At 37.6% G+C, this 26,045-nt stretch carries 32 protein-coding genes; 20 read left to right on the forward strand and 12 right to left on the reverse strand.

Translation table 11 applies throughout. The features are described from left to right. Positions 1–36: 36 nt before the first annotated feature. The 11 genes from ACEPXD_RS00870 (at position 37) to ACEPXD_RS00920 (ending at position 8,346) form a co-directional block, all read left to right on the forward strand. Positions 37–543, forward strand: a complete 507-nt coding sequence (locus ACEPXD_RS00870; protein WP_391122933.1) for a ferritin — start codon at positions 37–39, stop codon at positions 541–543. Positions 544–847: 304 nt separating this feature from the next. Beyond that, on the forward strand, positions 848–1,399 hold the full coding sequence (locus tag ACEPXD_RS00875; protein ID WP_391119010.1) for a biotin transporter BioY: 552 nt from the start codon (positions 848–850) through the stop codon (positions 1,397–1,399). Positions 1,400–1,432: 33 nt separating this feature from the next. Beyond that, positions 1,433–2,914 (forward strand): AMP-binding protein, encoded by a 1,482-nt coding sequence (locus tag ACEPXD_RS00880; RefSeq protein ID WP_391119012.1) that lies wholly within the window; start codon positions 1,433–1,435, stop codon positions 2,912–2,914. Then, positions 2,911–4,062: a thiolase family protein gene (locus ACEPXD_RS00885; RefSeq protein ID WP_391119014.1), complete on the forward strand. Its 1,152-nt coding sequence runs from the start codon at positions 2,911–2,913 to the stop codon at positions 4,060–4,062. The genes ACEPXD_RS00880 and ACEPXD_RS00885 overlap by 4 nt, the downstream gene beginning before the upstream one ends. Continuing rightward, positions 4,059–4,442: a MaoC family dehydratase N-terminal domain-containing protein gene (locus ACEPXD_RS00890; protein ID WP_391119016.1), complete on the forward strand. Its 384-nt coding sequence runs from the start codon at positions 4,059–4,061 to the stop codon at positions 4,440–4,442. Before ACEPXD_RS00885 ends, ACEPXD_RS00890 begins: the two co-directional genes overlap by 4 nt. Further along, a complete protein-coding gene (locus ACEPXD_RS00895) occupies positions 4,435–4,776 on the forward strand; it encodes a MaoC family dehydratase (protein ID WP_391119018.1) in 342 nt (113 codons plus the stop codon). The genes ACEPXD_RS00890 and ACEPXD_RS00895 overlap by 8 nt, the downstream gene beginning before the upstream one ends. Beyond that, positions 4,776–5,594, forward strand: a complete 819-nt coding sequence (locus ACEPXD_RS00900) for an SDR family NAD(P)-dependent oxidoreductase (RefSeq protein WP_391119020.1) — start codon at positions 4,776–4,778, stop codon at positions 5,592–5,594. Before ACEPXD_RS00895 ends, ACEPXD_RS00900 begins: the two co-directional genes overlap by 1 nt. 4 nt (positions 5,595–5,598) lie before the next feature. After that, a complete protein-coding gene (locus ACEPXD_RS00905) occupies positions 5,599–6,399 on the forward strand; it encodes an energy-coupling factor transporter ATPase (RefSeq protein ID WP_391119022.1) in 801 nt (266 codons plus the stop codon). Next, positions 6,384–7,241, forward strand: coding sequence for an ATP-binding cassette domain-containing protein (locus ACEPXD_RS00910; protein ID WP_391119024.1), 858 nt, complete (start codon positions 6,384–6,386; stop codon positions 7,239–7,241). Before ACEPXD_RS00905 ends, ACEPXD_RS00910 begins: the two co-directional genes overlap by 16 nt. After that, positions 7,234–8,037, forward strand: coding sequence for an energy-coupling factor transporter transmembrane component T family protein (locus tag ACEPXD_RS00915; protein ID WP_391119026.1), 804 nt, complete (start codon positions 7,234–7,236; stop codon positions 8,035–8,037). The genes ACEPXD_RS00910 and ACEPXD_RS00915 overlap by 8 nt, the downstream gene beginning before the upstream one ends. After that, positions 8,038–8,346, forward strand: coding sequence for a CHY zinc finger protein (locus ACEPXD_RS00920; RefSeq protein ID WP_391119028.1), 309 nt, complete (start codon positions 8,038–8,040; stop codon positions 8,344–8,346). It abuts the gene before it with no gap. Between the two features lie 413 nt (positions 8,347–8,759). On the opposite strand, the gene ACEPXD_RS00925 is transcribed toward ACEPXD_RS00920, so the two are convergent. Next, entirely contained in the window at positions 8,760–9,950 is a 1,191-nt protein-coding gene (locus ACEPXD_RS00925) for a class I SAM-dependent rRNA methyltransferase (protein WP_391119030.1), read from the reverse strand. A 49-nt stretch (positions 9,951–9,999) separates the two neighbouring features. After that, positions 10,000–10,122, reverse strand: a complete 123-nt coding sequence (locus ACEPXD_RS00930) for a hypothetical protein (RefSeq protein ID WP_391119032.1) — start codon at positions 10,120–10,122, stop codon at positions 10,000–10,002. A gap of 73 nt (positions 10,123–10,195) precedes the next feature. On the opposite strand from ACEPXD_RS00930, the gene ACEPXD_RS00935 reads away from it, so the two are divergent. Both ACEPXD_RS00935 and recQ read left to right on the forward strand, forming a co-directional pair. Further along, positions 10,196–10,429 (forward strand): hypothetical protein, encoded by a 234-nt coding sequence (locus ACEPXD_RS00935; RefSeq protein WP_391119034.1) that lies wholly within the window; start codon positions 10,196–10,198, stop codon positions 10,427–10,429. Between the two features lie 42 nt (positions 10,430–10,471). Further along, complete coding sequence (gene recQ, locus ACEPXD_RS00940) at positions 10,472–12,238, forward strand: DNA helicase RecQ (RefSeq protein WP_391119036.1); 1,767 nt, start codon at positions 10,472–10,474, stop codon at positions 12,236–12,238. Here the strand turns inward: recQ and ACEPXD_RS00945 are convergent. Continuing rightward, on the reverse strand, positions 12,223–12,444 hold the full coding sequence (locus ACEPXD_RS00945; RefSeq protein ID WP_151698452.1) for a DUF2187 family protein: 222 nt from the start codon (positions 12,442–12,444) through the stop codon (positions 12,223–12,225). The two genes, recQ and ACEPXD_RS00945, sit on opposite strands and share 16 nt — an antisense overlap. A gap of 163 nt (positions 12,445–12,607) precedes the next feature. On the opposite strand from ACEPXD_RS00945, the gene ACEPXD_RS00950 reads away from it, so the two are divergent. Then, positions 12,608–14,047 (forward strand): DEAD/DEAH box helicase, encoded by a 1,440-nt coding sequence (locus ACEPXD_RS00950; protein ID WP_391122936.1) that lies wholly within the window; start codon positions 12,608–12,610, stop codon positions 14,045–14,047. Positions 14,048–14,204: 157 nt separating this feature from the next. On the opposite strand, the gene ACEPXD_RS00955 is transcribed toward ACEPXD_RS00950, so the two are convergent. Further along, positions 14,205–14,648 carry an NUDIX hydrolase gene (locus ACEPXD_RS00955; protein ID WP_391119038.1) on the reverse strand — a complete coding sequence of 148 codons (444 nt, stop codon included), beginning with the start codon at positions 14,646–14,648 and terminating at the stop codon, positions 14,205–14,207. A 138-nt stretch (positions 14,649–14,786) separates the two neighbouring features. Between ACEPXD_RS00955 and ACEPXD_RS00960 the strand changes: the two genes are divergently transcribed. The 4 genes from ACEPXD_RS00960 to ACEPXD_RS00975 all read left to right on the forward strand — a co-directional run bounded on the left by ACEPXD_RS00960 (position 14,787) and on the right by ACEPXD_RS00975 (position 17,342). Further along, on the forward strand, positions 14,787–15,875 hold the full coding sequence (locus ACEPXD_RS00960; RefSeq protein WP_391119040.1) for an AI-2E family transporter: 1,089 nt from the start codon (positions 14,787–14,789) through the stop codon (positions 15,873–15,875). A gap of 12 nt (positions 15,876–15,887) precedes the next feature. Beyond that, a complete protein-coding gene (locus tag ACEPXD_RS00965; protein WP_391119042.1) occupies positions 15,888–16,340 on the forward strand; it encodes a PH domain-containing protein in 453 nt (150 codons plus the stop codon). Between the two features lie 12 nt (positions 16,341–16,352). Further along, positions 16,353–16,739: a DnaJ family domain-containing protein gene (locus ACEPXD_RS00970; protein WP_391119044.1), complete on the forward strand. Its 387-nt coding sequence runs from the start codon at positions 16,353–16,355 to the stop codon at positions 16,737–16,739. Positions 16,740–16,802: 63 nt separating this feature from the next. Next, the gene (locus ACEPXD_RS00975) at positions 16,803–17,342 is read left to right on the forward strand and encodes a biotin transporter BioY (RefSeq protein ID WP_391119046.1); all 540 of its coding nucleotides are present in this window, start codon (positions 16,803–16,805) and stop codon (positions 17,340–17,342) included. Between the two features lie 39 nt (positions 17,343–17,381). Here ACEPXD_RS00975 and ACEPXD_RS00980 read toward each other — a convergent pair whose 3' ends face one another. From ACEPXD_RS00980 to ACEPXD_RS00990, 3 genes are all read right to left on the reverse strand, one after another. Beyond that, the gene (locus tag ACEPXD_RS00980; RefSeq protein ID WP_391119048.1) at positions 17,382–17,591 is read right to left on the reverse strand and encodes a hypothetical protein; all 210 of its coding nucleotides are present in this window, start codon (positions 17,589–17,591) and stop codon (positions 17,382–17,384) included. Beyond that, positions 17,584–17,895, reverse strand: a complete 312-nt coding sequence (locus ACEPXD_RS00985) for a DUF3243 domain-containing protein (protein ID WP_391119051.1) — start codon at positions 17,893–17,895, stop codon at positions 17,584–17,586. Before ACEPXD_RS00985 ends, ACEPXD_RS00980 begins: the two co-directional genes overlap by 8 nt. Positions 17,896–17,975: 80 nt before the next feature. After that, complete coding sequence (locus tag ACEPXD_RS00990; RefSeq protein ID WP_391119053.1) at positions 17,976–18,662, reverse strand: hypothetical protein; 687 nt, start codon at positions 18,660–18,662, stop codon at positions 17,976–17,978. A gap of 439 nt (positions 18,663–19,101) precedes the next feature. Between ACEPXD_RS00990 and ACEPXD_RS00995 the strand changes: the two genes are divergently transcribed. After that, a complete protein-coding gene (locus tag ACEPXD_RS00995) occupies positions 19,102–20,301 on the forward strand; it encodes an NADP-dependent malic enzyme (protein ID WP_391122939.1) in 1,200 nt (399 codons plus the stop codon). 90 nt (positions 20,302–20,391) lie between these two features. Beyond that, positions 20,392–20,730 (forward strand): DUF6054 family protein, encoded by a 339-nt coding sequence (locus ACEPXD_RS01000; protein ID WP_391119055.1) that lies wholly within the window; start codon positions 20,392–20,394, stop codon positions 20,728–20,730. Between the two features lie 44 nt (positions 20,731–20,774). Here the strand turns inward: ACEPXD_RS01000 and ACEPXD_RS01005 are convergent, their stop codons facing one another. From ACEPXD_RS01005 to ACEPXD_RS01025, 5 genes are all read right to left on the reverse strand, one after another. Then, positions 20,775–21,728: a multidrug resistance efflux transporter family protein gene (locus ACEPXD_RS01005; protein ID WP_391119057.1), complete on the reverse strand. Its 954-nt coding sequence runs from the start codon at positions 21,726–21,728 to the stop codon at positions 20,775–20,777. A gap of 12 nt (positions 21,729–21,740) precedes the next feature. Beyond that, complete coding sequence (gene pepT, locus ACEPXD_RS01010; protein ID WP_391119059.1) at positions 21,741–22,967, reverse strand: peptidase T; 1,227 nt, start codon at positions 22,965–22,967, stop codon at positions 21,741–21,743. 36 nt (positions 22,968–23,003) lie between these two features. Continuing rightward, the gene (locus tag ACEPXD_RS01015) at positions 23,004–23,657 is read right to left on the reverse strand and encodes a lysoplasmalogenase (RefSeq protein WP_391119061.1); all 654 of its coding nucleotides are present in this window, start codon (positions 23,655–23,657) and stop codon (positions 23,004–23,006) included. A 123-nt stretch (positions 23,658–23,780) separates the two neighbouring features. Next, entirely contained in the window at positions 23,781–24,185 is a 405-nt protein-coding gene (locus tag ACEPXD_RS01020; RefSeq protein ID WP_391119063.1) for an RDD family protein, read from the reverse strand. 19 nt (positions 24,186–24,204) lie between these two features. Further along, a complete protein-coding gene (locus tag ACEPXD_RS01025; protein WP_391119064.1) occupies positions 24,205–25,902 on the reverse strand; it encodes a M3 family oligoendopeptidase in 1,698 nt (565 codons plus the stop codon). Positions 25,903–26,045: the final 143 nt, after the last annotated feature.

The raw sequence follows: 26,045 nt of genomic DNA on the forward strand, positions 1-26,045 counted from the left end.
ACCTTTAGTACTTTCTAAAACAGGAGGAATATCATGATGTTATCTGAAAAATTACATGAAGCATTGAATGATCAAATGAACTTTGAATTTTATTCTGCACATGCATATCTTGCAATAGCCGCATACTGCACAGAAGAGGCGTATGATGGCTTTGCTAATTTCTTTTTAGTACAAGCTGAAGAAGAGCGATTCCATGCAATGAAGTTTTATAACTTTCTAAGTGATTTAGGATACAGAGCAACAATTGCGGGTTTCGAACGTCCACATAATGAATTTGCTTCTATTTTAGATGCGTTTGAATCAGCATTAAGACATGAAAAAGAAGTAACACATCGCATTTACTACTTATCTGATATCGCATTAGATGAGCGTGAGCATGCAACGATGGCATTTTTAAAATGGTTTATCGACGAACAAGTAGAAGAAGAATCAACATTTGATACGTTAATTAATAAAATCAAGCGCATCGAAAAAGATTCTAATGCAATATTTATGCTAGATTCTGAGCTATCATCACGTACATTTACTCCAGACGAAGCTTAAATGACAAGACCTACTATGTTACATAATGATTAAACAAGAGATTAAGTAAAATAAATAATCCCAAGAAGAATGTGTTATTCTTCTTGGGATTTTTTGCTTTTGTGTTAAGTTAGCTGTACTTTAGTGGTTATTTTTTGTTAATCAACATGTATGAAATAGACGATAGCACTTAGTGATTATTGAATAAAATGTGTTAACCAAAAATAAAAAAGTGTTTACACAAATAAAATTGCAAGCTATGATAAATCTAATACATAGATGTCGACTTCTAGTAGAAATTTTTCATAACAACGGAGGAAATAAGATGACAACAAAAGAGATGGTATATGCTGCATTATTCGCTGCGTTAATAGGAGTACTGGGCATGATTCCACCAATTCCACTTGGCTTTATCCCAGTCCCAATAACTGCACAAACACTAGGCGTCATGCTAGCAGGATGCTTTTTAGGAAAGAAAACTGGCGCACTTAGCTTGGTTTTATTTATCGTATTAGTTGCTTTGGGTTTACCATTATTATCAGGTGGACGTGGTGGTCTATCTGTATTGGTAGGACCATCTGCGGGTTACATTTTAAGCTGGCCAATTGCCGCATTTTTTATCGGATTTGCAATTGAAAAAGTATGGTCATCGTTAAAAGTATGGAAAGTGATCGTCATCAATTTTATTTTTGGTGTTGTACTTGTTAGTTTAATTGGTGCGCCAATAATGGCACTCATCACTCATACTTCAATCTGGGCTGGACTTGTAGGTGCAACGGCATTTTTACCAGGAGATCTAATTAAAGCAATTATTGTGGCTGTTATTGCTATACAACTAAAAGCTGTTAGTCCGATTGAACAGAAACTGAACAATTAATAGATAGAATGATGAAATAGGTGTGAGGAAGAGATGAATCTAGCAGAATCAATAGTACGATATGCAACAGAGCAGCCGGACAAAATTGCCTTAACAGATGGCCAAGATTGTCGTACCTATTCGGAATTAGTAATGGCAATGAAAAAAATTGCGCATGGTTTGCAAAAAAATGGACTCGTGCATGAAAAAATTGCGATATTATCAACGAATCGCATGGAATTTGTAGAAGTTTTTTTAGGTGCCATTTATGCTGGATGTATTCCCATTCCTCTTGATCCTAAATGGAGTGAAAATGAAGTAAGCGCTATTTTACAGCTATGTCAACCAAAAATGATTTTTTCAGAGCCTGTATTTGCAATAAATCTAACTTCGCAGGATAGTGAGATTCAATTGCTAACCTTTACAGCGGAAGAAACAGGGTCCTATGACAACTGGTTAGCTCGTTTATTGCCAATTGCAGAAATGGATAACACGAACGAATTACTATTTATCGGCTTTACCTCAGGCACAACAGGCATACCAAAAGGGTATATGCGTACACATTTGTCGTGGATTAAAAGCTTTGAAGCGACGAATGAGGCATTCCAATTTGATAATATGGAACATATTTTGGCACCAGGTCCGTTCGTACAGTCCTTATCATTATTTGCTTTAATGCAGAGCTTGTATTTTGGTGCTACATTTCATATCGTACATAAATTTAATCCTCAAGAGGTATTAACGCTTTGCAAACAGAATCCAGATGCAATTTTGTTTGTAGTTCCAACGATGATTGAATCGATGATGCAACAGGCTGTCCCAGAGCAAACGCAAATTCAAGCGTTAATCAGTTCCGGTGCCAAATGGTCGACGGAATCGAAGAAAAGAGCTAAGGAGATATTTGGAGAGGCAAATTTATATGAATTTTATGGCTCATCGGAAGCGAGTTATATCAGTTATTTGGATGTCTTTGCAGAAAACAAATACAATTCCGTAGGCAAACCTTTTTCAGGCGTTCAGGTATCCATTCGCGATGAGCATTTTCAGGAAGTACCTATTGGAACAATTGGGCAGCTTTACATTCGAAGTGATTTGATGTTTTCAGGCTATCATCATTTACCTGAGGAAACGATGGCGACTTTCCAAGAAGGCTGGCTCATTCTTGGAGATTATATGTATATGGATGAGGATGGCTACTTGTATTTAGCGGGTCGAGCGAAAAATATGCTTGTATCTGGTGGTCTGAACATTTTTCCAGAAGAAGTAGAATCTATACTCCTGCAGCTTTCAGCTATTCAAGAAGTGATGGTGCTTGGGGTTCCCGATGCATACTGGGGAGAACGGGTAGCAGCCCTTGTAAAATGGAATGGACAACAACGTTTAACGATAAAAGAAATAAAAGATTATTGTCGTCAGCACTTAGCAAGTTATAAAGCGCCTAAGCAACTCATAACGGTGGATCACTTTATCTATACTAGCAACGGGAAAATGGCACGACAAGCGATGAAAGATTATGTGGGGAAGGTGAAAGTATGACAGAGGCTGTGATTGTCATGGCTAAACGCACGCCGATAGGAAAGCTAGGCGGCATATTAAGCACACTTGAGCCGGAGAAATTACTAGCGCCACTAATTCAACATATTGTAACGGAAACGAATTTGCCAAAGGACATAATCGATGATGTAATCATTGGCAATGTAGTTGGTCCAGGAGGCAATATTGCGCGAGTTTCAGCTTTAGAGGCAGGTCTTCCTGTCACGGTACCTGGCGTTACGATCGATCGGCAATGTGGATCTGGTTTAGAGGCAATCAATATAGCAGCAAGATTAATTCAAAGTGGTGCTGGGGAGGTTTATTTAGCTGGTGGTGTCGAAAGTACGAGCCGTGCACCTTGGAAAATGGCTAAGCCGCAAACCTTAATGGGAGTTCCTGAATTATATACACGTGCTCATTTCACACCAAGCACTTACGGTGATCCAGATATGGGTATTGCCGCTGAGAATGTCGCTAAAAAATGTGCTATTACGAGAGAAGAACAGGATCGATTTTCCTTGGAAAGCCATCAAAAAGCCATTCACTCTCAGCGAACTGGACGGTTTGAGCAAGAGATTGTGCCTCTTCAAGTTAAGGGAAAATGGATTACAGAAGATGAATGCCCAAGAGTCAATACGAGTATGGAAAAGTTGTCAAAACTTCCGCCTGTTTTTCAGGAACATGGCACCGTCACTGCAGGGAATGCATGTCCACTCAATGATGGTGCTGCTCTTGTATTAATGATGTCACTTGAAAAATGTCGAGAGTTAAAGCTCAAGCCTATTTTGCGAGTAGTAGACGCTCAGGCAGCGGGTGTAGATCCAAATTATTTAGGTATCGGCCCCATTCCAGCTGTACAAAAGGTGCTGAGCCGTCAGCAACTGACTGTAGATGATATTGACCTAGTGGAGTTTAATGAAGCTTTTGCTTCACAAGTGTTAGCCTCCCTTAAGGAGCTTCAAATTCCACTACATAAAGTGAACCGCGGTGGCGGTGCACTAGCTATTGGCCATCCATTTGGTGCATCGGGTGCCATCTTAATGACTCGTCTATGTGCTGAGATGTTACATCAACCATATAAAAAGGGCATTGCTACACTCGGTATTGGTGGAGGCATAGGTCTCGCAACGCTTGTGGAGTCAGTCGAATGAAAAGTCTACATGAGCAGCTTTACGTGTCCGATGAGTGGATTTCTAGTTATGCTGAAAGTATCGAGTCTCCTGTGCAAACCATCAAAGGCAAGCTGGTTGCACCATCAACAATGCCCATTATTTTTTGGCAAGAATTCAATATTCATTGGCTGAAGAAGGATGCACCGTTAATTCATGGGACTCAACAGTTTGCGTACAAGTCTCCCATTATTGCAGGAATGACATTAGATTGTGAATTAACCTTAACGAAGGTAGAAAAAAAGGAAGGAAAGCAGGGCATGCTTACTTTTTTAACACATACGCTAGCGTGCAAATCCGATGGAAACCTTATTGTCACCGCGGAAACCGTATTAATCCAAGTAGGTGATCAGGATGAATAAACTAGTTACTACTGGAGCTATCAAGAGATATGCAGCTATTTCCAAAGATAATGCTGCCATTCATATTGACAATAAAGCTGCAGCAAAGGCAGGATATAATCGCCCAATTGCACATGGCATGTACATCATGGGGCTGGCACAATCACTGTATTTAGCAGATCATCCAACTAAATGGATTACAGAATATAAGATGAAATTTCAAAAGCCACTTTTTGTGGATACTGTAGCCATTTTTTATTTTGTGTCCAGTGACTGCAATATCGAGGTGACCGTCACAGCAGAAACTGGCGAAGTAATTGCTTTGGGATCTTTTTCAGTAAAGGAGTTGGGGTAATGAAAAAAGTAGCGATTATTACAGGTTCCACTAGGGGTATAGGACGTAGCATCGCTCTGCATCTTGCGAAAACTAACTATCAGATAGTAGTAAATGGCACTAAGCAAACATTAATCAACGAAGTGGTTCAAGAAATTCAGCAAGCTGGCGGAGAAGCTATGGGATATCTTGCTAATGTAACAGATTCCAACGCAGTAACCGCAATGATTGATGCAGCTATAGCTCGCTATGGACGTATAGATGTACTAATACATAACGCCGGTAATTTACAAGATAAAAAATGTATAAATATGACGGATGAAGAGTGGAAATCAGTCCTAGACGTGCATATGAATGGTGCCTTTTATAGTATCCAACGAGTATTACCGCATATGCAAAAAAATGGCGGTGACATCCTTTTCGTGACTTCTACGGCGGGATTAATGGGCTCTATTGGGCAAGTAAATTATAGCGCGGCAAAAGCAGGGGTACTTGGCATGATGTGGACGCTTGCGGCTGAACTAAAACGCAATCATATTAGAGTGAATGCCATTTCACCAGCAGCTTTAACGGATATGACCAGGCATGTTATAGAACATGTGAAAGAGAAATATGCGAGTAAAAACGAGCCGTTTCCAGAATTCTGGAAAGTTGGCGAGTCGGATGATGTTGCTCGTTTTGTTGTTGCATTACTAGCGCAACAAGATGAAGACTTAACTGGCGAGATATTTGGTGTAAATGGTTCAAAGGTGACAAAGTGGGAAAAGCCTATTCCTTCATTTTCAGAGGATAGCATAGAAGCATTTTTCGCGACATGGCACCGCCAAAAAGGGAAGTGAATAAATGCTTACATTTGATCATGTTCATTTTTACTATAAAAAAGGGCACCCTGTTGTCGAGGATGTTAGTTTTACGATTAAAGCAGGAGAGTTTGTGTCGATCGTCGGAGCAAATGGTAGTGGAAAATCCACCATTGCTAAACTAATGGATGGACTGTTGTTACCAAAGGAAGGAACAGTGAAATTACAACAACTAGACACGACAAAGCCAGCTGACCTTGCTAAAATCCATCAACAAATTGGTTTTGTCTTTCAAAATCCAGAAGACCAATTCATCACCACAACCGTCATGGATGAGGTGCTTTTTGGATTGGAAAATATTCGCGTTCCAAGGGAAGAAATGCGTAGTCGAATGGACCATGCGTTACAAGCGGTTCATATGGAGGATTATTTAGAAGCAATGCCGCATCAGCTTTCAGGTGGTCAAAAGCAACGCGTAGCGATAGCGGCTATTTTGGCGATGCGACCACAAATTATTATTTTCGATGAGGCAACTTCTATGTTGGATCCGCAGGGTAGGGAGCAAGTGCTATCTATTATGCATGAACTACATCTCCAAGGCATGACGATTATTCACATCACGCATCATATGGAGGAAGTGCTATCTGCAAAGCGTATTTTACTAATACATAAAGGTCGACTTCAATTTGATGGCAACCCGCTAACCTTTTTTGAAACAGTACCTGTAGAGGACTTTCAATTACAACTTCCGTTTGCAGTGCGTTTACATCAAACGCTCCAACTAAAACAGCCCTTAACAGCAGATTGGAAAGAAGGGATTCGTTCACAATGGCCTATCAATTAAACAATGTATGCGTGAACTATGCCCATCAAATGGCTCTAAACAATGTCAGTTGTACGATTCAAGAAGGTAAATGGATTTCCGTCATTGGTCAAACAGGCGCAGGGAAGTCCACGTTCGTCAAAGTTCTGAAGGGCTTGATTCCAACTATTAATGGTGACTATTTAATCCATCAACATCCCGTAAAAAAAGATGCCAAAGGACATTTAAAAGTCATTCCGGAAATAGGTTTTGTTTTTCAATATCCAGAGCATCAGCTATTTGAAACGACAGTTTATAAAGAGCTTGCTTTTGCACTAAAGCAACAAGGTTCCTCGAGACAGCAGATAACAGAGGCTATTTCAATGATTTTACCGCAATTAGGTTTGTCAGAGGAAGTGCTTCCATTAGCTCCTTTCCAGCTAAGTGGGGGACAAAAGCGCCGAGTAGCCATTGCCTCTGTAATGATGACGGAACCGAAGCTTCTGATTGTGGATGAGCCAACAGCAGGTCTCGACCCAGTCAGCAGAGAGGCATTATTGCAACTTCTCAAAAAGTGGCAACAACAAGAAAAACGGACCATTATTTTTGTATCCCACAAAATGGACGATGTTGCTACATATTCGGATGAAGTTATCGTATTTCACGAAGGGCAGCTAATGGGACAATTTGATACGAATCATTTATTTTTGGACCAGTCTTCGTTACTGGAGAAAATAGGATTGCCACTACCGGAACCCGTGCAATTCCTAAAGTTGCTGGAGGAATTATCAGGACAGAAAATTGAAGTCGCAAGTTGTAGAGAGCAGGATATTTTTGAAAAGGTTAAGCCGCTTTGGGATTCAAGGGGGCTTCTAAATGTCTGATACCGTGTTAATTGGTCAATATATGGAGACGCATTCCATGTTTCATAGACTTGATCCGAGAACGAAAATTTTATGCATTTTTATTATCATGCTGAGCTTCCTGACACTAGAAACGGGAACTAGTTATGCGGTCGCAAGTCTTTTTGTTTTCGGGATTCTGTTTCTATCCAAAGTTCCATTCCACGTTTTTGGGAAAGGTTTAAAGCCTTTATTATTTATTTTGATGTTCACATTTCTATACAATGTCCTACTTACAAAGGGAACTGTTATCTGGTCTTGGTCATTCATGGAGGTGACTTGGGAAGGGCTAGGAAATGGGATGCGCTTTGTCGGGCGCATTATATTGCTTGTCTTATTAGCTTCTGTTTTAACGTTAACGACAAAGCCGCTAGATTTAGCGAGAGGTCTTGAAAAGCTACTTGCCCCGTTGTCCAAACTCAACGTACCGGTAGAACAGTTTTCCTTAATGATAGTCATTGCCATACGTTTCATCCCAACGATTTTGCAGGAGCTTGATCGGATTCTTTTGGCTCAAAAAGCAAGAGGTTATGATATGTCGGCATTATCGTTGCCAAAACGTATTCTTGCGTATATCCCAATAGTAATTCCTCTTCTCTTTACAACCATTCAACGAGCAGAGCAGCTGACCTACGCGATTGACGCGCGTGCTTATGGAACGGGCAAGGGGAGAACTCAATATAAGCAGTTACAATTTCAAAACATCGATTACATAGCAGGGGCAGTCGTCATTTTATTTGTGTTAACGATGGTCCTAATAAAGTTAGGGGGAATATAGATGAAAGTTTATGGTGCTGTAGTAGACAATGAAACACGTTGTACACATTATCATACGGAAAAAGATATAATCGCCATAAAGTTTAAATGCTGCAACCGATACTATCCTTGCTACAAATGCCATGAGGAAGAAGCTGACCATACTATCGAGCGTTGGCAACAGAAGCAGTTTGATGCATTGGCCGTCCTTTGCGGAAGTTGCCAAACAGAGTTGACGATAAATGAGTATATGCAAACAGATAACTGTCCGAATTGCAAGGCAGTCTTCAACGAGAGATGTGCCGCCCATTATCCGATTTACTTTGAATGATCAACTAATTGAATCGATTTCATAATTCAATGTTAGAGCCTAAAACACAAACAATATTAGAATAATATGTGAGAATATGCATAATATACACTTCATAAATCAGCATGATTTCCACTTTCGGCGGACGCTTTCCGCAGGGTGTGCGATGAGCCATCACCGCTGCATTCGCGTCGTTTTCGATGTCTCATCTGTCTCACTCATCCCGCTGGAGTCGCCGCCTGTCGCTCCAATCAATAAAATAATTATTGTTCGTGTTTTAATAATTAAATGCCAGTTATAAAATTAACTCAAATGTTAAAAATCCCAAGAGACAATTCTTCTTGGGATTTTTAAGTATGAAACATAAGTATTTAGTTAAAACCCAAACACTTATAACTATGGCAATTGCTCCATCGCTCCATTTCATTAATTCATTATTTCGCTCGTATAAACAACACTTTCAAATAATTTCCTTCTTTAAAAAGCGGAGAAGTTTTAAAGTCATTCGGAAGAGAGAATTCTTCTTCAATTGTATATTTACGATTACTCTCTTTAAAAGCCTTTTCCACAAATGTTTGAAACTTTTTCATTCCAAACGTTGCATTGTTTGTAGATGCAACGATCACTCCATTTTTCTCTGTAATTGCAATAGCGTCTTTTAGCAAATTCGTATAATCCTTTGCAGAGCTAAATGTGTACTTTTTCGAACGTGCAAAGCTAGGGGGATCTAGAATTACTATATCAAAAGCTAGTTCTTTTCGTTTGGCATATTTAAAATAATCAAATACATCCATTACAATAATGTCTTGCTTTTCTGCATCAATTCCGTTTACTTCAAATTGCTCCGTCGTTTTGCTTAAGCTTCGTTTTGCAAGATCGACACTTGTGGTTTTCTTCGCCCCGCCAACTGCAGCAAAAACAGAAAAAGCCCCAGTATAAGAAAAAGTATTCAGCACGTTTTTCCCTTTTGAATAAGCATCTCTAATTTTTTTGCGAACATCACGTTGGTCAAGAAACACACCAACCATCGCTCCATCATTCAAATAGATTGCGAAGTTTAGACCGTTTTCCTTCACGATTAGTGGAAACTCACCGCGTTCGCCTTTAACAAAATCATCGCCTTCTAAATACTGGCCCTTTGTATCAAAGCGTTTCTTCTCATAAATGCCTTTATATGAAACAGTAGCTTCAAGTGCCTCTAAAATCATTTCTTTAAAGGAATGGATTCCTTCGCTATACCAGCTTATTAAGTAAAAACCGTCGAAATAATCAATTGTTAGACCGCCGATTCCATCGCCTTCTCCGTTAAAAATACGGAATGCAGTCGTATCATTACTAGTATAGTAATCCTCCCGATTTTTGATTGCTGCTGCAATTTTCTTTTGGAAAAAGGAAGTATCAATCTTTTCGTTTTCATTTTTCGACAGAAGCCAGCCCATCCCTTTGTTTTGCATTCCTACATAGCCTTTTCCGACAAATTTACCTGAAGGGTTTTGCAATTTCAGAATAGAACCTTCTTTTAAAGAAACCACCTCATGGAATCCATCTTTTAATAGAATAGGAACTCCTTTTTGTAAATCTTGTGCTAATGCATCTTTCACTTTTACATCTATTTCATTTGTCATTATTGTCATCCTCAAATATGTTTTTAATCATTATCTCATAATCGCTCACTTATTCGCTCGATTTATTATTTTCTAGCTCTTTCACTCGTTTTTCTAGTTTGTTATATTTGTTTGTCGCATCTAGTGCAAATACAAAGGCAATAATAGCAAATACAAAAGTAACAGATCCCATTATCGTCTACTCCTCTCTATACATATTCTTATGGTACAATATATTATACGTATGCATAGGAAGGAAGTTCGCTGTGAAAAAGTCTAAAGTAATCGTGCCAATAATGGTCGTAGTAGCTGTGCTTGCAACAATTATTCTAAACCAAGAAGATTATAATGAAGTAACTATCATAAATAAAATCCTAATCATTGCAGGAGCTGCAATTGTGTCCTCTATTATAGGATATTTCCTACTTGGATCTGATATTAATAAAATAGATCCAAAACCCACGAATAACACATTTAACAATAAGAAGGGGAAACAGTAAATAATCTGTTTACCCTTTTTTCATAAGGGAGGAGTCGCTCAAGTGTTAGAAAAAGCACGTCAATTATTACAAACTTATTTTGGATATGATTCGTTTCGAGAAGGACAGGAAACCGTTATAAACTATGTGTTAGAAAACAAAGCGAGTTTATGTGTAATGCCAACAGGAGGAGGGAAATCACTTTGCTACCAAATTCCTTCCTTAATGTTGGAAGGCACAACAATCGTTATTTCACCTTTGATTTCTCTAATGAAGGATCAAGTGGACACATTATTGCAGGCGGGAATTCCGGCGACCTTTATCAATAGTACATTAACTGCCGAAGAAGTAAGACAAACAATGGAAGAAGTGCAAAACGGGCAATATCGTTTACTTTATATAGCTCCAGAACGACTGGAATCTCAAAGCTTTTTAAGTCAGTTAAAGCGCGTTAAAGTGCCATTAATAGCAGTAGATGAAGCGCATTGTATTTCCCAATGGGGACATGATTTCCGACCAAGCTATCGTGCGATTCATCGATTAAAGGAAGTTTTTGAGGAAGCACCAGTTGTACTCGCTTTAACTGCCACCGCTACTCCAGATGTTCGAGCGGATATATGTAGATTGCTTCAAATTAAAGAGGATAATACAGTAATTACAGGATTCGCTCGTTCAAATTTATCTTTTTCGGTTGTATTAGGACAAGATAAAAATCGGTTTTTAAAGGACTTTATTAAAAAGAACGCCAAAGAAGTAGGTATTATTTATGCCGCTACTAGAAAAACGGTCGATTTACTGTACGAATTGTTAATAAAGTCAGGCGTCCGCGCTGCAAAATATCACGCAGGTCTTCCGGAAGCATTTCGTAATAAGGAGCAGGAGCGATTTCTAACAGATGAGGCGCAAGTAATGGTGGCAACCAATGCATTCGGTATGGGAATCGATAAATCGAATGTACGATATGTCATTCATTATCAGCTGCCTAAAAATATGGAAAGCTATTATCAAGAAGCAGGAAGAGCTGGACGAGACGGTTTACCGAGTGAGTGTGTCGTTTTATATGCATCACAAGATGTGCAGACACAACGATTTTTAATAGATCAAGCGTTGGATCGTGAAAGAATTCCGCAAGAATTGGAAAAGCTACAAGGAATGGTCGATTATTGTCATACAGAAAATTGTTTACAACAGTTTATCGTGTATTATTTTGGAGAACCAAACGGAGAACCGTGTGGTCGATGTGGAAATTGTACGGATAAAAGGGAAATGTCAGATGTTACAAAAGAAGTCCAAATGGTGCTTTCCTGTGTTGTTCGAATGGGTCAGAAATTTGGAAAAACAATTACAGCACAAGTGTTAACCGGTTCACAAAACAAAAAAGTAATGGATTTTGGATTTACCAAATTATCTACGTACGGGATATTAAAAAACAAGTCGTTAAAAGAAGTTTCTGGATTAATGGAGTTTATGATTTCAGAAGGTTTACTTTCCGTTAAACATGGCAGTTTGCCGACCATTTATGTATCGGATGCAGGAAAGGATGTATTACTTGGAAAAAGACAAGTGATGCGTAAAGGAGTAGCGGAAACAAAACAAATCGCGAAGAATGATCCATTATTCGAAGGATTAAGAGTGCTTCGGAAAAAACTTGCGGACGAAGCTGGTGTACCACCATTTGTTATTTTCTCAGATAAAACACTACAAGACATGTGTGTAAAGCGCCCGCAAACCGAAGAAGAATTATTAGATGTTCATGGAGTAGGAGAGAATAAGCAAGAAAAATATGGGAAAGTTTTTCTAGAAGAAATTAATCGTTATAGTACCGTGTAATTTTTATGGGATACTACGGTTAAATTAGAAGGAACATTAATTTTTTTCGCGTCTTCAGTAGAAATTTCGACAATAACCGACTGTTCTAAAATTTTGAAAATAGTACCATGAACTTCGTGATCGTTACGTGTAAAAGAGATCTTCTCATCAATTGACCGTGCTGCTACGAAGTCAGAAACTTCTTTTGGTTGTCGTTGGAAACTCATATGCTAACCTCTTTTCTAGTTTTGTTCACGCAAAAAGCGATATTTCAATTATACCACAGTTAACCTGTTATAATGTGATAATGAGGTTATTTGTCGAAACTTGTTCAACAATTAGGAAGATAAATATTCAACTGTTAAATAAGATCTAAAGAGGAGATTATGCATAGTGCATTTTAAAGAGTTAAAGTTAGACGAAAAGATATTACGCGCAATAGAACAATTAGGTTATACAGAGCCAACAGAAGTACAACAAAAGGTAATTCCGGTTGCCCTTCAGAAACAAGATATTCTCGTGAAATCTAAAACGGGTAGTGGAAAAACTGCTTCATTTGCGACGCCGTTATGTGAACTTGTAGATTGGGACGAAAACAAACCACAAGCATTAGTGCTCACACCAACAAGAGAATTAGCTGTTCAAGTACAGGAAGACATCACGAATATTGGTCGTTATAAGCGAATAAAAGGACTTGCCTTGTACGGGAAATCGCCATTTGCTAGACAAAAATTAGCGTTAAAGCAAAAAACACATATTGTTGTAGGGACACCAGGACGTGTACTGGACCATATCGAAAAAGGGACACTTGATGTGTCAAAAATGGAGTACCTTGTCATCGATGAAGCAGATGAAATGTTAAATATGGGCTTTTTAGAACAAGTGGAATCCATTATTAAATTATTGCCCAAAGAACGCACAACTATGTTATTTTCCGCAACTTTATCAGACGTGATTAAAAAGTTAAGTAGCAAATACATGAAGCAAGCTGTTTCGATTGAGATAGATGCTGCAGAAGAAAATGCTCCGGATATTGAGCATGTAAAGTATGTTGTGAGGGAGGAACTTAAGTTTTCATTCCTCGAAAAATTGACGATTATCGAAAACCCTGACAGTTGTATCATCTTCTGCCGTACAAAAGACAGAGTGGAACAACTGGTGGATATGTTAGATGAAAAAGGCTATACGGCAGATAAAATTCATGGTGGAATGATGCAGGAAGACCGCTTTGAAGTAATGGACGATTTCCGTCGAGGAGATTTCCGATATTTAATTGCCACAGATGTAGCAGCCCGTGGGATTGATATTGAAGACATCACACATGTAGTTCATTATGATGTGCCGCTTGAAAAAGAAAGCTATGTCCATCGTACTGGTAGAACAGGACGTGCAGGCCGTAGCGGAAAATCGATTATGCTTGCAACCCCACATGAGGACAAGTTTGTAAAAGAAATTGAAGATTATATTGGCTTTGAAATTACTACGGGAGCTGAGTTATCACCAGAAGCAATTGCGAAAAATCGCACGGCATTTGATTTGAAAATGCAAGAGCAACCGGAAGTAAAAGAATCAAAAGGCGCACAATTAAACGCAAACATCACAAAACTATATTTCAACGGCGGCAAGAAAAAGAAACTTCGCGCAGTCGATTTCGTAGGAACACTTGCTAAGATAGAGGGAGTTTCCGCTGACGACATCGGTATTATTACGATTCAAGACACTGTCACGTACGTAGAGATACTAAATGGCAAAGGTCCGCTTGTATTAAAAATGATGAGAAACACAACAATTAAAGGCAAACTACTTAAAGTGCATATTGCTAATAAATAAAAACGGAGAGGGACTAGTTCCTTCTTCGTTATTTTTTAGAGAAGAGAAGGTACATTTGAAATGATGAGTACCACATAACAAGTGGTGAGTACCACATACTCAAGTTTGAGCACCCGATAACCAAGTCCGAGTACCACAAAAAAAGCTTGAGGCTAACTTAAACCTCAAGCTCATCTTCTATAAATTTTCGATAAGATGCCAAAATACCATCAGGCAAATTATTCGGTGCAAAAAATTGAAGACTGATCGATTCGTCTCCGTCTGGTGACATAACTCCATTATAGTCTCTTGTTTTATACACAGCAGTAACGGAATAGAAAGTATCTCCATTCGCTACTTCAAAATAATAATCTGGTCCAGAGTATACGTGACATAATTCTAACTCTCCGACACATAACCCTGTTTCCTCTAAAACCTCTCTTCGTGCAGTATCCTCTAAACTTTCTCCGAGTTCCATTAATCCACCAGGCAAACCGAATATCCCGGGAGCCCGCTCTTGTAGTAGTACTTCATTTTTACTATTTAAAATGAGCACAACGGATCCTGGAAGTATAAGTGGGCTATGACCAACATATTTTCGTAATTCTTTGTAGTATTCCATCTATGTTATCCTTTCGTGATAGTAATTCTATTATTAGTGTACAATAAAAAATGATAAGATACTTGGTAGAGTGAAACTTCAATCAATGAGAATCGTATAACTATTAAAGAAGAAATAAATAGAGGATGTGAGCGTTAGGTGGCAAATAAGCGATGGTTTCAAGTAGGTGTAGCAATACTGCTTACGTTGTTAATAATTTTTATGTTTATGGAAGTAAAAACTATTTTTTCTCCATTAGTTATTATTGGACAAACAATATTTATGCCTTTATTAATAGGGGGAGTCTTATTTTATTTAGCAAGACCATTACAAAAATGGTTAGAATCAATGAAGTTTCCGAGATGGGCTAGTATCATTTCTGTATTTATTGTTATTGGTCTAATTGGTTGGGGATTTTATGCACTTGTAGGTCCACCTCTTACCAAACAAGTGAACTCCCTTGTGGAAAACACACCGGAAATTGTGAAAGAAATAGGGGACTTTACAAAATACACTATTTCTCAAAGAGATAGGCTCACGGATCTTCCGGAGCCAATCCAAAATACGATAAAAGAAGCAACCGGAAAAATTGATACGATTGCAGCTGTAGCAGGTTCTCTATTAGTAAAATTTGTTCAAAGTGTGTTCCAAGGAGTATTCTTACTTGTTCTTGTTCCGTTTTTTCTTGTATATATGCTGAAGGATCATGAAAAATTTGCACCTTTTGTCTCCAAGTTTTTTAAAGGTGATAAGAAAACATGGATTCGAAAAACATTATCGGATATTGATGATACATTGCGGTCATATATTCAAGGTCAGTTATTCGTCAGCTTTTTAGTAGGAGTAATGCTGTTCATAGGATATTTTGCAATAGGGCTTAAATATTCCTTATTACTTGCATTATTCGGAATGATGATGAATGTAGTACCATTTTTAGGTCCATATATTGCCCTTGTTCCAGCACTAATCATAGGGTTTCTTCAAGAGCCGAAAATGGCTATTTATGTCGCAATTGTTATGTTAGTTTCACAACAAATAGAAAGTAACTTCATTACTCCAAATGTGATGGGGAAATCATTAGATATTCATCCATTAACGGTTATCACGATTATTTTAGCAGCAGGAAATATTGCTGGGTTATGGGGAATTATTTTAGGTGTTCCAACGTATGCAGTAGTGAAATCGATATTAAAAAATATTTATGTTCATCGAGAAGGAATAAAAGATGCTGCTACAGAATCCATATAGGTAGGTGATTACATGACGTTTAAATCCAAACGAGATCGTACTTTTATGATTTTGATTATGATGGCTAGTGCCCTAATTGCCATGGCTACCCTTTTGCCTGTAGTAATTGAATTATTCTTTATGGAAGCACCTGACATGAAGGCAGTTTGGATAACGCTTGTACTTTTTCTATTATGTGAAGGATTTATTTTATGGGTTTCCTTAGACATAGAATACACGTTTAAAGAAGATTATTTATTTGTCCGTGGTGGACTGTTCCGAAGTAAAATTCCATTTGAGGATATAACGAAAGTGAATCCAACCTCGAATATTCTCGTTGGATACCGAATTCTATCCTCAACAGATGCTCTAGAGATTCATTATAAAAAAGCGTTTATGGGAAGTGTAATTATCTCACCTGAAAATCGAGAAGAATTTTTAAAGGTTTTATTAGAAAAGGCGCCACATATTCATTTTGTGAAATGAGGGTTACAGCTGATGGATAATGAAAATTTTACTAAACCAAGTAATGATTTAATCGGAGATATTTTAAGGAATTATGAAAAGACTGGCGGAATGGATAATCTAAAAGGTACAGGAAAGCCACTGCCGGATGAATATTTTTCGGGAGATGTATTTCAACACTTTCAAAAAATCGCAAAGGATGCAGGTTTTAAGCCACATTGGTTAAAGTTGCAGCATGAGATTCGCGACGAATTAAAAGACATTGCCGAGAAATATGCAAACGGGCAAAAAAGTGATTTACAATTCCGGGTAACGAAAGTAAACGAAAAGATTATTGCATACAATAAAACTTGTCCTCCTCCTATGCAAAAGGGAACGGTCAGATTAGAATCAATCGAAGCAGTAATTAATACATGGTAAAATACAAACAGTGTCTCTATTTCGTAGAGACACTGTTGCTCGTTTTAATCAGGGGGAAATAAAGTGAGAAATGAACGTTTGAAAATGATGATTGTAGCTGCACTATTTGCCGCAATTATTGCTGTATCAGCACAAATTATGATTAATATTCCACCAGTACCATTTACTCTAATGACAATTGCAGTCATGTTAACAGCAACTATTCTTGGCAAAAAGTATGGAACATTAGCAGTGGTTATCTATGTATTAATGGGCGTAATTGGTATACCTGTTTTTGCAGGAATGACGAGTGGATTAGGAATTATTATAGGTCCAACTGGTGGATACCTCATTGCCATTATACCTGCTGCTTTATTTATAGGATGGTATCTTGAAATTCTTGGATATACGAAAGTACAAGCAATTATTGCGAACATGATCGCAGTTTTTATAATTTTAATGATCGGAACTATTTGGTTGAAGTTTGTAGCAGCACTTCCGTGGGATGGTGCCTTTAAAGGAGGTATGATCCCATTTATTTTGCCAGATCTTGCAAAAGCGGTTATTGCCGCATTGTTAGCAGTTATCATCAGAACTCGTTTAGTTGCTGCAAAATTATTATAAAAAACAAGCTCCGAGTTGTTCGGAGCTTGTTTCCTGTTATTAGGGGTATCGTTCTTCACTTAAAGAACGACTTTTGGTGTGGTGGTGGTAGTTTTCGTCTTGCACTTTCATATTGAGTTCTTCCACTTGAATGGCATCTACGGTTTGCATATCTTCATGCATATCGAATAGACTTTCTTTTGTAGTTCGTACACCATCTGGATTGTCCAGAAATGGACCTTTAGCATCCTTACGAACTTTATTATTCATTCTTAACCATGTTTAAGAGCATATGGCTAAGTGCATGTTGTTGCTCTTTGTCTCCATTTTTCCATAATTCTTGCAGAAGATGTTGTTCACGATTTCGTGGTTCTTCATGCTTCGCTAAATAGCCAGCCACTTTTTCTGTTGCTTTTGCTAATACCTCTTCACTTAAGCCCATTTTTTCTCCAGCCGCTACTTTGCCAGCTAAATAGGACTTAAAAGCAGAAAAGTTTTTTAGAATTTCTTCTTTTTCTTCTGTGCCGATACTATTTAGTTTATTCTCTACGCGTTCATCTATTTTGTTTCCCAAGCTTCCTCACTCCTTTAAAATTAGACTCTTATTAGCTATTCCCAAAGGATGATGAAACATGCATAAAAAAATTTAAAAAGCTAGTTTGGACAAAAACCACATTTTTGTAGACCAGGAATGTCTTTTGAAAAACAGCATGTTGTTCGAACTGTAGTGTTTATTAGTTGTGCAGGATTTTTGCCTTTTAAATAATTTGTTAAATACGATTTTGTCGTAAAAGCTTTCCAAATAGAATCGTCTTGAATTAATTCCCAATCTATTTTAGCTTGATCAGCAATTACGGGATTATCCAAGAAAACGTAGTAATGCCAAAGTAAATAACCAAACACATTTTCCCAAAGCGTCAGTGGGGAGATGCTACATTGTGCTCGAAGCTGTTGGATGATTGGAAAGCATTGATGCTCCCAAACAAGTAGAATATCTTCTGCTCGATGTTTTTTTACATCTCGAAAGTATTCTTTCGGTATAAAGGTGCTAATTGTCTTGTTGTTATACTCGGTTGTTGCGAAAAATTGTAGTGATTCTAGTGGGCCATCCCAAATTTCATCATACATAGTCATCATATAAAACTGCATGGAGATGAACATCCCAACTCTTCGCATAAAAAAAGATGCAGCAATTGGATCATTTGGTGCTTGGGAAATTAGCTTAATCAACGGAAGTGCATTATCAACGTTTTTTGCATGAAAAACAGGAATTCCATTAATTCCTAAATAGACGCTATAATTATTAAGTTGTCGGATTTGATCGCTCGTTAAAGTTGTCATACAAATAGTATACAATTTTTTTAGAAATAAGTTGACATTTTAAATGAAAATGATTATCATTACCATATAGAAACTTACTCTTAATGTGACAAGGTTCTTAACAGCGACTTTTCTCCAAATTGTAGCTGATTAATAGCACACTTAACCCCCTCAACGTTGAGTTAGTGCATTTATGTCTATCGGTAACCAAAAATGGTTGCCGATTTTTTTGTGGATTTAATATTCAACGCAAACGACCTAGCCTCTTTGTTATATGAGCATAAAGGAATAAGCTAACATGTTGAAAAAAGCTGTTTTGTGCAAGTCTTCACTAAATTGACTTTAACGCACTAAATCACTATAATCTTCAGAATATACAGCTGGCTAGGTATGGAGTACCTAGCTTCGCTAATAGTAGAAATAGAGGCTACTAAAATTAGAAGGAGGTAGAAGAGTGAAGATGGATTTAAAGACACAAGCATTAAATATGCATCGAAGCTATAAAGGGAAAATGGAGATGATATCAAAGGTTCCTATAGAAAGTATGGTGGATTTGAGTTTAGCTTATTCACCTGGAGTGGCAGAACCTTGTTTGGAAATAAAAAATAATCCTTCTACCATTTATGACTATACGATGAAAGGTAATCTGGTAGGAATTGTGACCGATGGGACAGCCGTTTTAGGATTGGGTGATATCGGACCAGAAGCAGCTTTACCAGTAATGGAAGGGAAGGCAATTTTATTAAAAAGATTTGCGAATGTCGACGCTTTTCCAATTTGTTTAGATACAAAAGATATAGATGAGATTGTGCAAATTGTAAAAGCATTAAGCCCGACATTTGGAGCGATAAATTTAGAAGATATTTCGGCTCCTCGATGCTTTGAAATTGAAGACCGTCTTCGTCAAGAACTAGATATACCGGTATTTCATGATGATCAGCATGGAACAGGTATTGTAGTTGGGGCAGGACTCCAAAATGCAGTAAAGATTGTTCAGAAAGAGATTCCTTCATTGAAAGTAGTGATTAATGGTGCTGGAGCTGCAGGAATGGCTATCTTAAGAATTCTTCAACAACTTGGGTATCAGCATATTATTATGTGTGATTCGACGGGAATTATTTATGAGGGGCGAAAAGAAGGTATGAACCCGATTAAAGAAGCCATTGCGAGTACTACGAATCCACTTGGTTTAAAAGGATCCTTAAAAGATGCAATGAATGAAGCGGATGTATTTATCGGTGTTTCTGTAGCAAATCTTTTAACGAAAGAATTAATTGAAGCGATGAACGTTGATCCTATCATATTTGCTTTAGCAAATCCAAATCCGGAAATTGCGTATGATTTAGCGAAAGAGTGGGGTGTCAGAGTTATTGCAACTGGACGTTCTGATCATCCGAACCAAGTAAATAATGTTTTAGCTTTTCCAGGGATTTTCCGAGGAGCTCTAGATGTAAGAGCAACGGATATAAACGAAGAAATGAAGCTAGCAGCCGTTCAAGCAATTGCTTCACTTATTGAAGAGGGTGAATTACGAGAAGATTACATCATTCCAGGTGCATTTGATGAAAGAGTAGTAAGTGCAGTTGCAAAAGCTGTGAGTGATGCTGCAATTGAATCTGGAGTTTCCATTCTATTTCAACCCGAATTGAAAGAAGTATGAGGTAAATACCTCTTTGTAACGTTTTTTTGTTAGAAACTTTTCTTCAAGTCAAACGTAAAGTTAGGTATATGAAGAAAAGAGGGGATTTAAATGGACGTACGCGAATTTTATGTATCACTATCACCAAAAGCAGCACTAGACACTTTGCAAAAGTCTATAGTACAAGGAAGTATTTCTGGAGCAATTATAGACGTGTATGAACGCGTTGTTGGCCAGCAGCAAGTCATTGTATGTGTTTTAGAAAAGTACTATATGCGTACAAGTAATCGTGCTTCACTTACTATCACAATCGATAATTTGGAGAATAATACGAAAGTGCATGCCGCTTCATCCGGTGCAGGGCAAGGAGTATTTCTTCGCTTCGACTGGGGAGCGGGAGGAAGTTTTGTAAATAGTGTAGAAAAAGCGCTAGAAGAATATAGAATATAAATAAAAAGTGCAGTATTATGATCACTCATAACTCTGCACTTTTATTATTTGGCTTTCAATGTCGCTTTCGTATTCAAAACTTTTGTATAGTAACTATGTAAAAACATGCCTAGAATAATAACCCCAAGTCCAATTAGTGCAGTTGGTGCAGGTAATGGAACGTGGAGTAAAAACATTTCGCCGATAATAACAAAAATAATTTCAGTGGACTGAGTTGCTTCTACCGCCGCAAGTTTACCTTGATGCTCGCGAACACGATCAGTTGCCATGAAGAATAAAATGGTTGCGATCACACCGGAGCTGACAGCTACAATTAGAGATTGAACAACTTGACCTAAGGAAGGTAAACCAACCGTAAAAACCGCGCAAATTGCCAATAAAATCCAAGCGGGCATAGAAGCAATGGTCATGCCTAAAACGCGCTGAAATGTATCTAGTCTACCTTCTAAATGACCCATCATTTTCCGATTCCCTAATGGATAAGCAAATGATGCAACGATTACAGGTAGAATCCCTAAAAGGATCATGTTCATATGAACGGATTCTGTATTTGGAATTTGTATAAGAATGATTCCTATTAAAATCACAAGCGATATAAAAAGCGAGACAACAGGGATTTTTTGTTTAATCATTCGCTTCTCAATTTTTAGGGTAAAGAATGGTGCAAGGAGAACACCTGCTACAATTGTAAATTGCCACATACCTGATATTAACCAGCCTGGTCCGTAAGCAGCAGCAAAAGTTAGTGGTGCGTAAAATAACACAAAACCGACGAAGCTCCAAACTAGCCAAGGAACAGGAGCAGTTTTTAATTCCTTAAACGTAGTAGATAACCCTTTTCGATAATACACGATGATGAATAAAAAAGGGATCATAAAAAAGTATCGGAGGGAAGAGCTCCAAAGCCAGCTTCCTCCCGATATTTCCATTGAACGATTAAGTATAAAGGTTACCGCAAAAAATAAAGAGGCTAAAACCCCAAGTAATATTTCACGCATAGGAACACCTACTTAAGCTTGTTTTTCAAATGATTGAATAATGCCCTTCACAACTTCAGTAGCTTTCTCCATCACGTCTACTGAGATGAATTCATATTTACCATGATAATTTTCTCCACCTGTAAACACGTTTGGAGTAGGCATTCCCATGTAAGAAAGCTGAGATCCATCCGTACCACCGCGAATTGGAATGATAAGTGGTTCAATATCTAATGAAACCATTACATCTTTCGCTATATCTACAATTTCCATTACAGGTGTAATTTTTTCACCCATATTGTAATACTGATCGTTTAATTCTACTGAAACAGCATCTTCACCATATTCTGCATTAATTTTTGCAGCAGTATCTAGTAACAATTGTTTTTTCGCTTCAAATTTTTCCCGGTCATGATCACGGATTATGTAACTAAGCTCTGTTTTTTCTACATCGCCGTTAATATTCATCAAGTGAATAAATCCTTCGTGGCCATCTGTTTTTTCAGGAACAGCGTCAGTAGGCATATGGGATTGGAACTTAGTAGCCATCGTAATGGAGTTCACCATTTTTCCTTTTGCAGAACCAGGGTGCACACTCGTACCATTCGTTACAACCAAAGCACCCGCTGCATTGAAGCTTTCATATTGTAATTCTCCAAGAGGGCCTCCGTCCATCGTATAGGCAAATTTTGCGCCGAATGCTGCCACGTCAAATTTATGTGGTCCGCGACCGATTTCTTCATCTGGATTAAATGCTACGCGAATTTTCCCGTGTTTCACTTCTGGGTGTTGAACGAAGTATTCCATTGCCGTCATAATAATTGCAATTCCGGCTTTATCGTCGGCACCTAATAGTGTTGTACCATCTGTAGTAAGGAGTGTATGTCCAACATAATTTTTAAGCTCCGGGAAGTCTTTCACAGTCATTACTGTATTTTCGTTTAGGTTAATGTCTTGACCATCATAGTTGTCAACACGCTGAGGATTAACATTTTTCCCTGTGTAATCAGTTGCGGTATCAACATGTGCCAAAAATCCAATAGTCGGAATATCTTTATCCGTATTAGAAGGCAATGAAGCAAATAAATAACCGTTCTCATCTAACGTAATTTCTTCTAGACCGATTTTTGCAAGTTCTTTTTCTAATACATGAAGCAAATCCCATTGTCCTTCAGTTGTTGGGCAAGTAGTACTTGCTGCATCTGATTGTGTGTCTATTTTTGCATAGCGAGTTAAACGCTCGATTAATGTTTCTTTCATGAGAATAAATCCCCTTTCAAATTATAAAGCCTATGCTTATTTTAACAGATTCTTTAGAGTTGAGGAATAATGAGCGTGAATACTATAAGCAAATAAAAACTGTGCTCCATAATAAGGAATCATAATAAGGGTATCTGAAAAAGGAATTTCTACAATAAATCGATTTATAGCTAGTATGGAGTCTGAAAAAATAAATAAGATGGCCCCAGTAATAGCGAATTTATTAGCTGTTTGAAAAGCATTCCAACCCATTAATAAAATAACTACCATATAAAGAATAACTGCAAAAGCTAAAATAGTTTCTCCCTTTATCCAAATGGTACCGGCTATCCAAATAGCCATAGCAATTCCATAAGCAATAAGAAGGATTGCAGCCCACTTTGGAATAGTGGATGTTTTAATAGGACAGAACGCAACAATATACAAAATATGTCCGATTAAAAATGTAATAAGTCCAATAATAAACCAATAAATCAAGCCATCTGCCAGCATACAAATAAATAACCCTGTCATAATGAGAATTTTATACTTATTTGACTCTCCAGCAGACTGCAAAAATGCAAATACTAGAATCAACAACATAGGAATAAGTTTAAACATTATTTTAGTAGATACTGGATCATCAGGAATGAAAAAAATATAAGTAATTCCCATGATTGCTATTAAAAATACGATGATTTTGCTCCACATAAAAATAACTCCACCCCTTTCATTTTATATTCGTTATTAGCAGAAAATATCCTGCAATAGTATATGCGAATATAAAATAAAAAAAGAACAAGCATTGGTGCATGCTTGTTCTATTGTTCTTCATTATTCTGGTGGATTGTACGTTACATAAGTTCCTGCGATAAAATCGTGAATTGCTCGTTTATCTTCTCGCAGGGCTACCATAAATATACTAACGATAGTGCCTATACCAAATGTAAGTGTATACACAAGACCGCCGATAATTTCTCGTTTTAGCATTGTCCAAATGTCTACATTTGTTCCATCTATTTTCACAATTCGAATACCGACTATTTTCTTTCCTATTGTATATCCAGCCCATAAAATAGGTACTATCCATGCATAGACGCTTTGACATATCGCTGTGAACCAGGATTCAGAAAGTTCTCCTGTAATGATTTGACTAATAACCATTAGTGGAATTCCTATGATGAGTCCATCTAAAATATTTGCACCTAATCTTATCCAAAATCCAGCTGGATTTAACATGTTGCCACTCCTTCCATTATTAAAGAGCAGAGTCATCCACACTATTCAAATATTCTTCAATGGATCCAATAACGGACTCAACACAACCTTCTTCAAAAGGAGATATTAAGTTTGCATCTGCTACTAATTTAGTGAAAGATTTTGAGCCACCTAGCTGGCAAAGATGTAAATAATCCTTCCAAGCTCCTTCGTGATCTTCTCTTGAACGCTTCCAAAATTGGAATGCACAAATTTGAGCTAATGTGTAATCAATATAATAGAACGGGCTAGCATAGATATGCCCTTGACGTTGCCAGAAGCCACCTGCTTCTAAGTAACTATTTCCTTCATAATCACGATGAGGTAAATAAATTTCCTCAATTTTTTTCCAAGCAGCTTTACGTTCAGCAGGGGTCATTTCTGGATTTTCGTACACGACATGTTGGAATTCATCCACTGCAACCCCATAAGGCAAGAATAGTAGTCCACTGCTCAAATGTGCAAATTTATATTTGTCTGTTTGCTCTTTAAAGAATAATTCCATCCATGGCCATGTGAAAAATTCCATACTCATCGAGTGTATTTCACATGATTCAAATGTCGGCCAAACGTACTCAGGAATTCCAATATTGCGGCTCGTAAACACTTGGAATGCATGACCTGCTTCATGTGTTAACACATCGATATCTCCAGATGTTCCATTAAAGTTAGAGAAAATATACGGAGATTCATAATTATCGATAAAAGTACAATAACCTCCTGATTCTTTCCCTTTTTTCGCTACTAAATCCATCAAATCACGATCAATCATAAATTGGAAAAACTCCGCTGTTTCAGGAGACAACTCTTCATACATCATCTTACCATTATCCACAATCCATTCAGGAGATCCTTGTGGTGTAGCATTTCCGGTTAAGAATTTAAGCGATTCATCGTAAAACTTTAATTCATCGATTCCAATACGCTTCGCTTGACGTTCGTATAACTTTGTTGCAACAGGCACGATAAAATCACGTACTTGATCACGGAATTTTTTCACCATTTCCGCATTGTAATCGATACGATTCATACGAATATATCCCAGCTCAACAAAATTCTTATATCCTAGTTTAGTTGCAATTTCATGACGAACTTTTACAAGTTGATCATATATATCATCGAACTTTGCTTCATGATCCTGGAAGAAACTCGCTCTTGTTTCCATTGCCTTCTTACGCACATCTCGATCTGTCGATTCTGAATATGGTCCAAGCTGAGCAAGTGTTAATGTTTCGCCGTTAAATTCAACTTGTGCAGAAGCAACAAGCTTCGAATAGTCAGAAGCCAATTTGTTTTCCTTCTGCATAAGAGAAATTACTTCAGAAGAAAAGGCATTTATTTGAAAATCAGCAAGATCAAATAGCTGATTGCCCCATCTTTCTTCTAGTTCATTTCGGAAAGGTGAAGCGACAAGTGATTTGTAATATTCTGTAATTAATTCTTCTACTTCTGGATTTTTTTCATCAAAAAAGTCACGTTCATTTTGATAAAATTCATCATTCGTATCAATGGATGCACGAATGTACACTAAATTAGCTTGTGTTGAATAATCATTGCGAAGTGCATTCAATTCTTCAATTGTTGCACTTTGCTCTTCTACAGAAGATGCTTCCTTAAACTTTGTTAAAGCCTCATGAAACTTAACTTTGCCTTCGTCTAAATTTGGTCGTTTATATTCATAATCTTTAAATGTTACCAATGAATTTCTCCTCCTGGTCGTTTCTTCGTAATACGAAACGTTCTCATTTCCATTGTTCATTATTTTCTGATAAATTGCAACTAAAATTTTACAATTGATTTATTATAGACAATAAGTTATATTGTCTATAAATAAGCAAAATA

This window comes from Psychrobacillus sp. L3 (assembly GCF_042945595.1).
Lineage (GTDB): Bacteria > Bacillota > Bacilli > Bacillales_A > Planococcaceae > Psychrobacillus.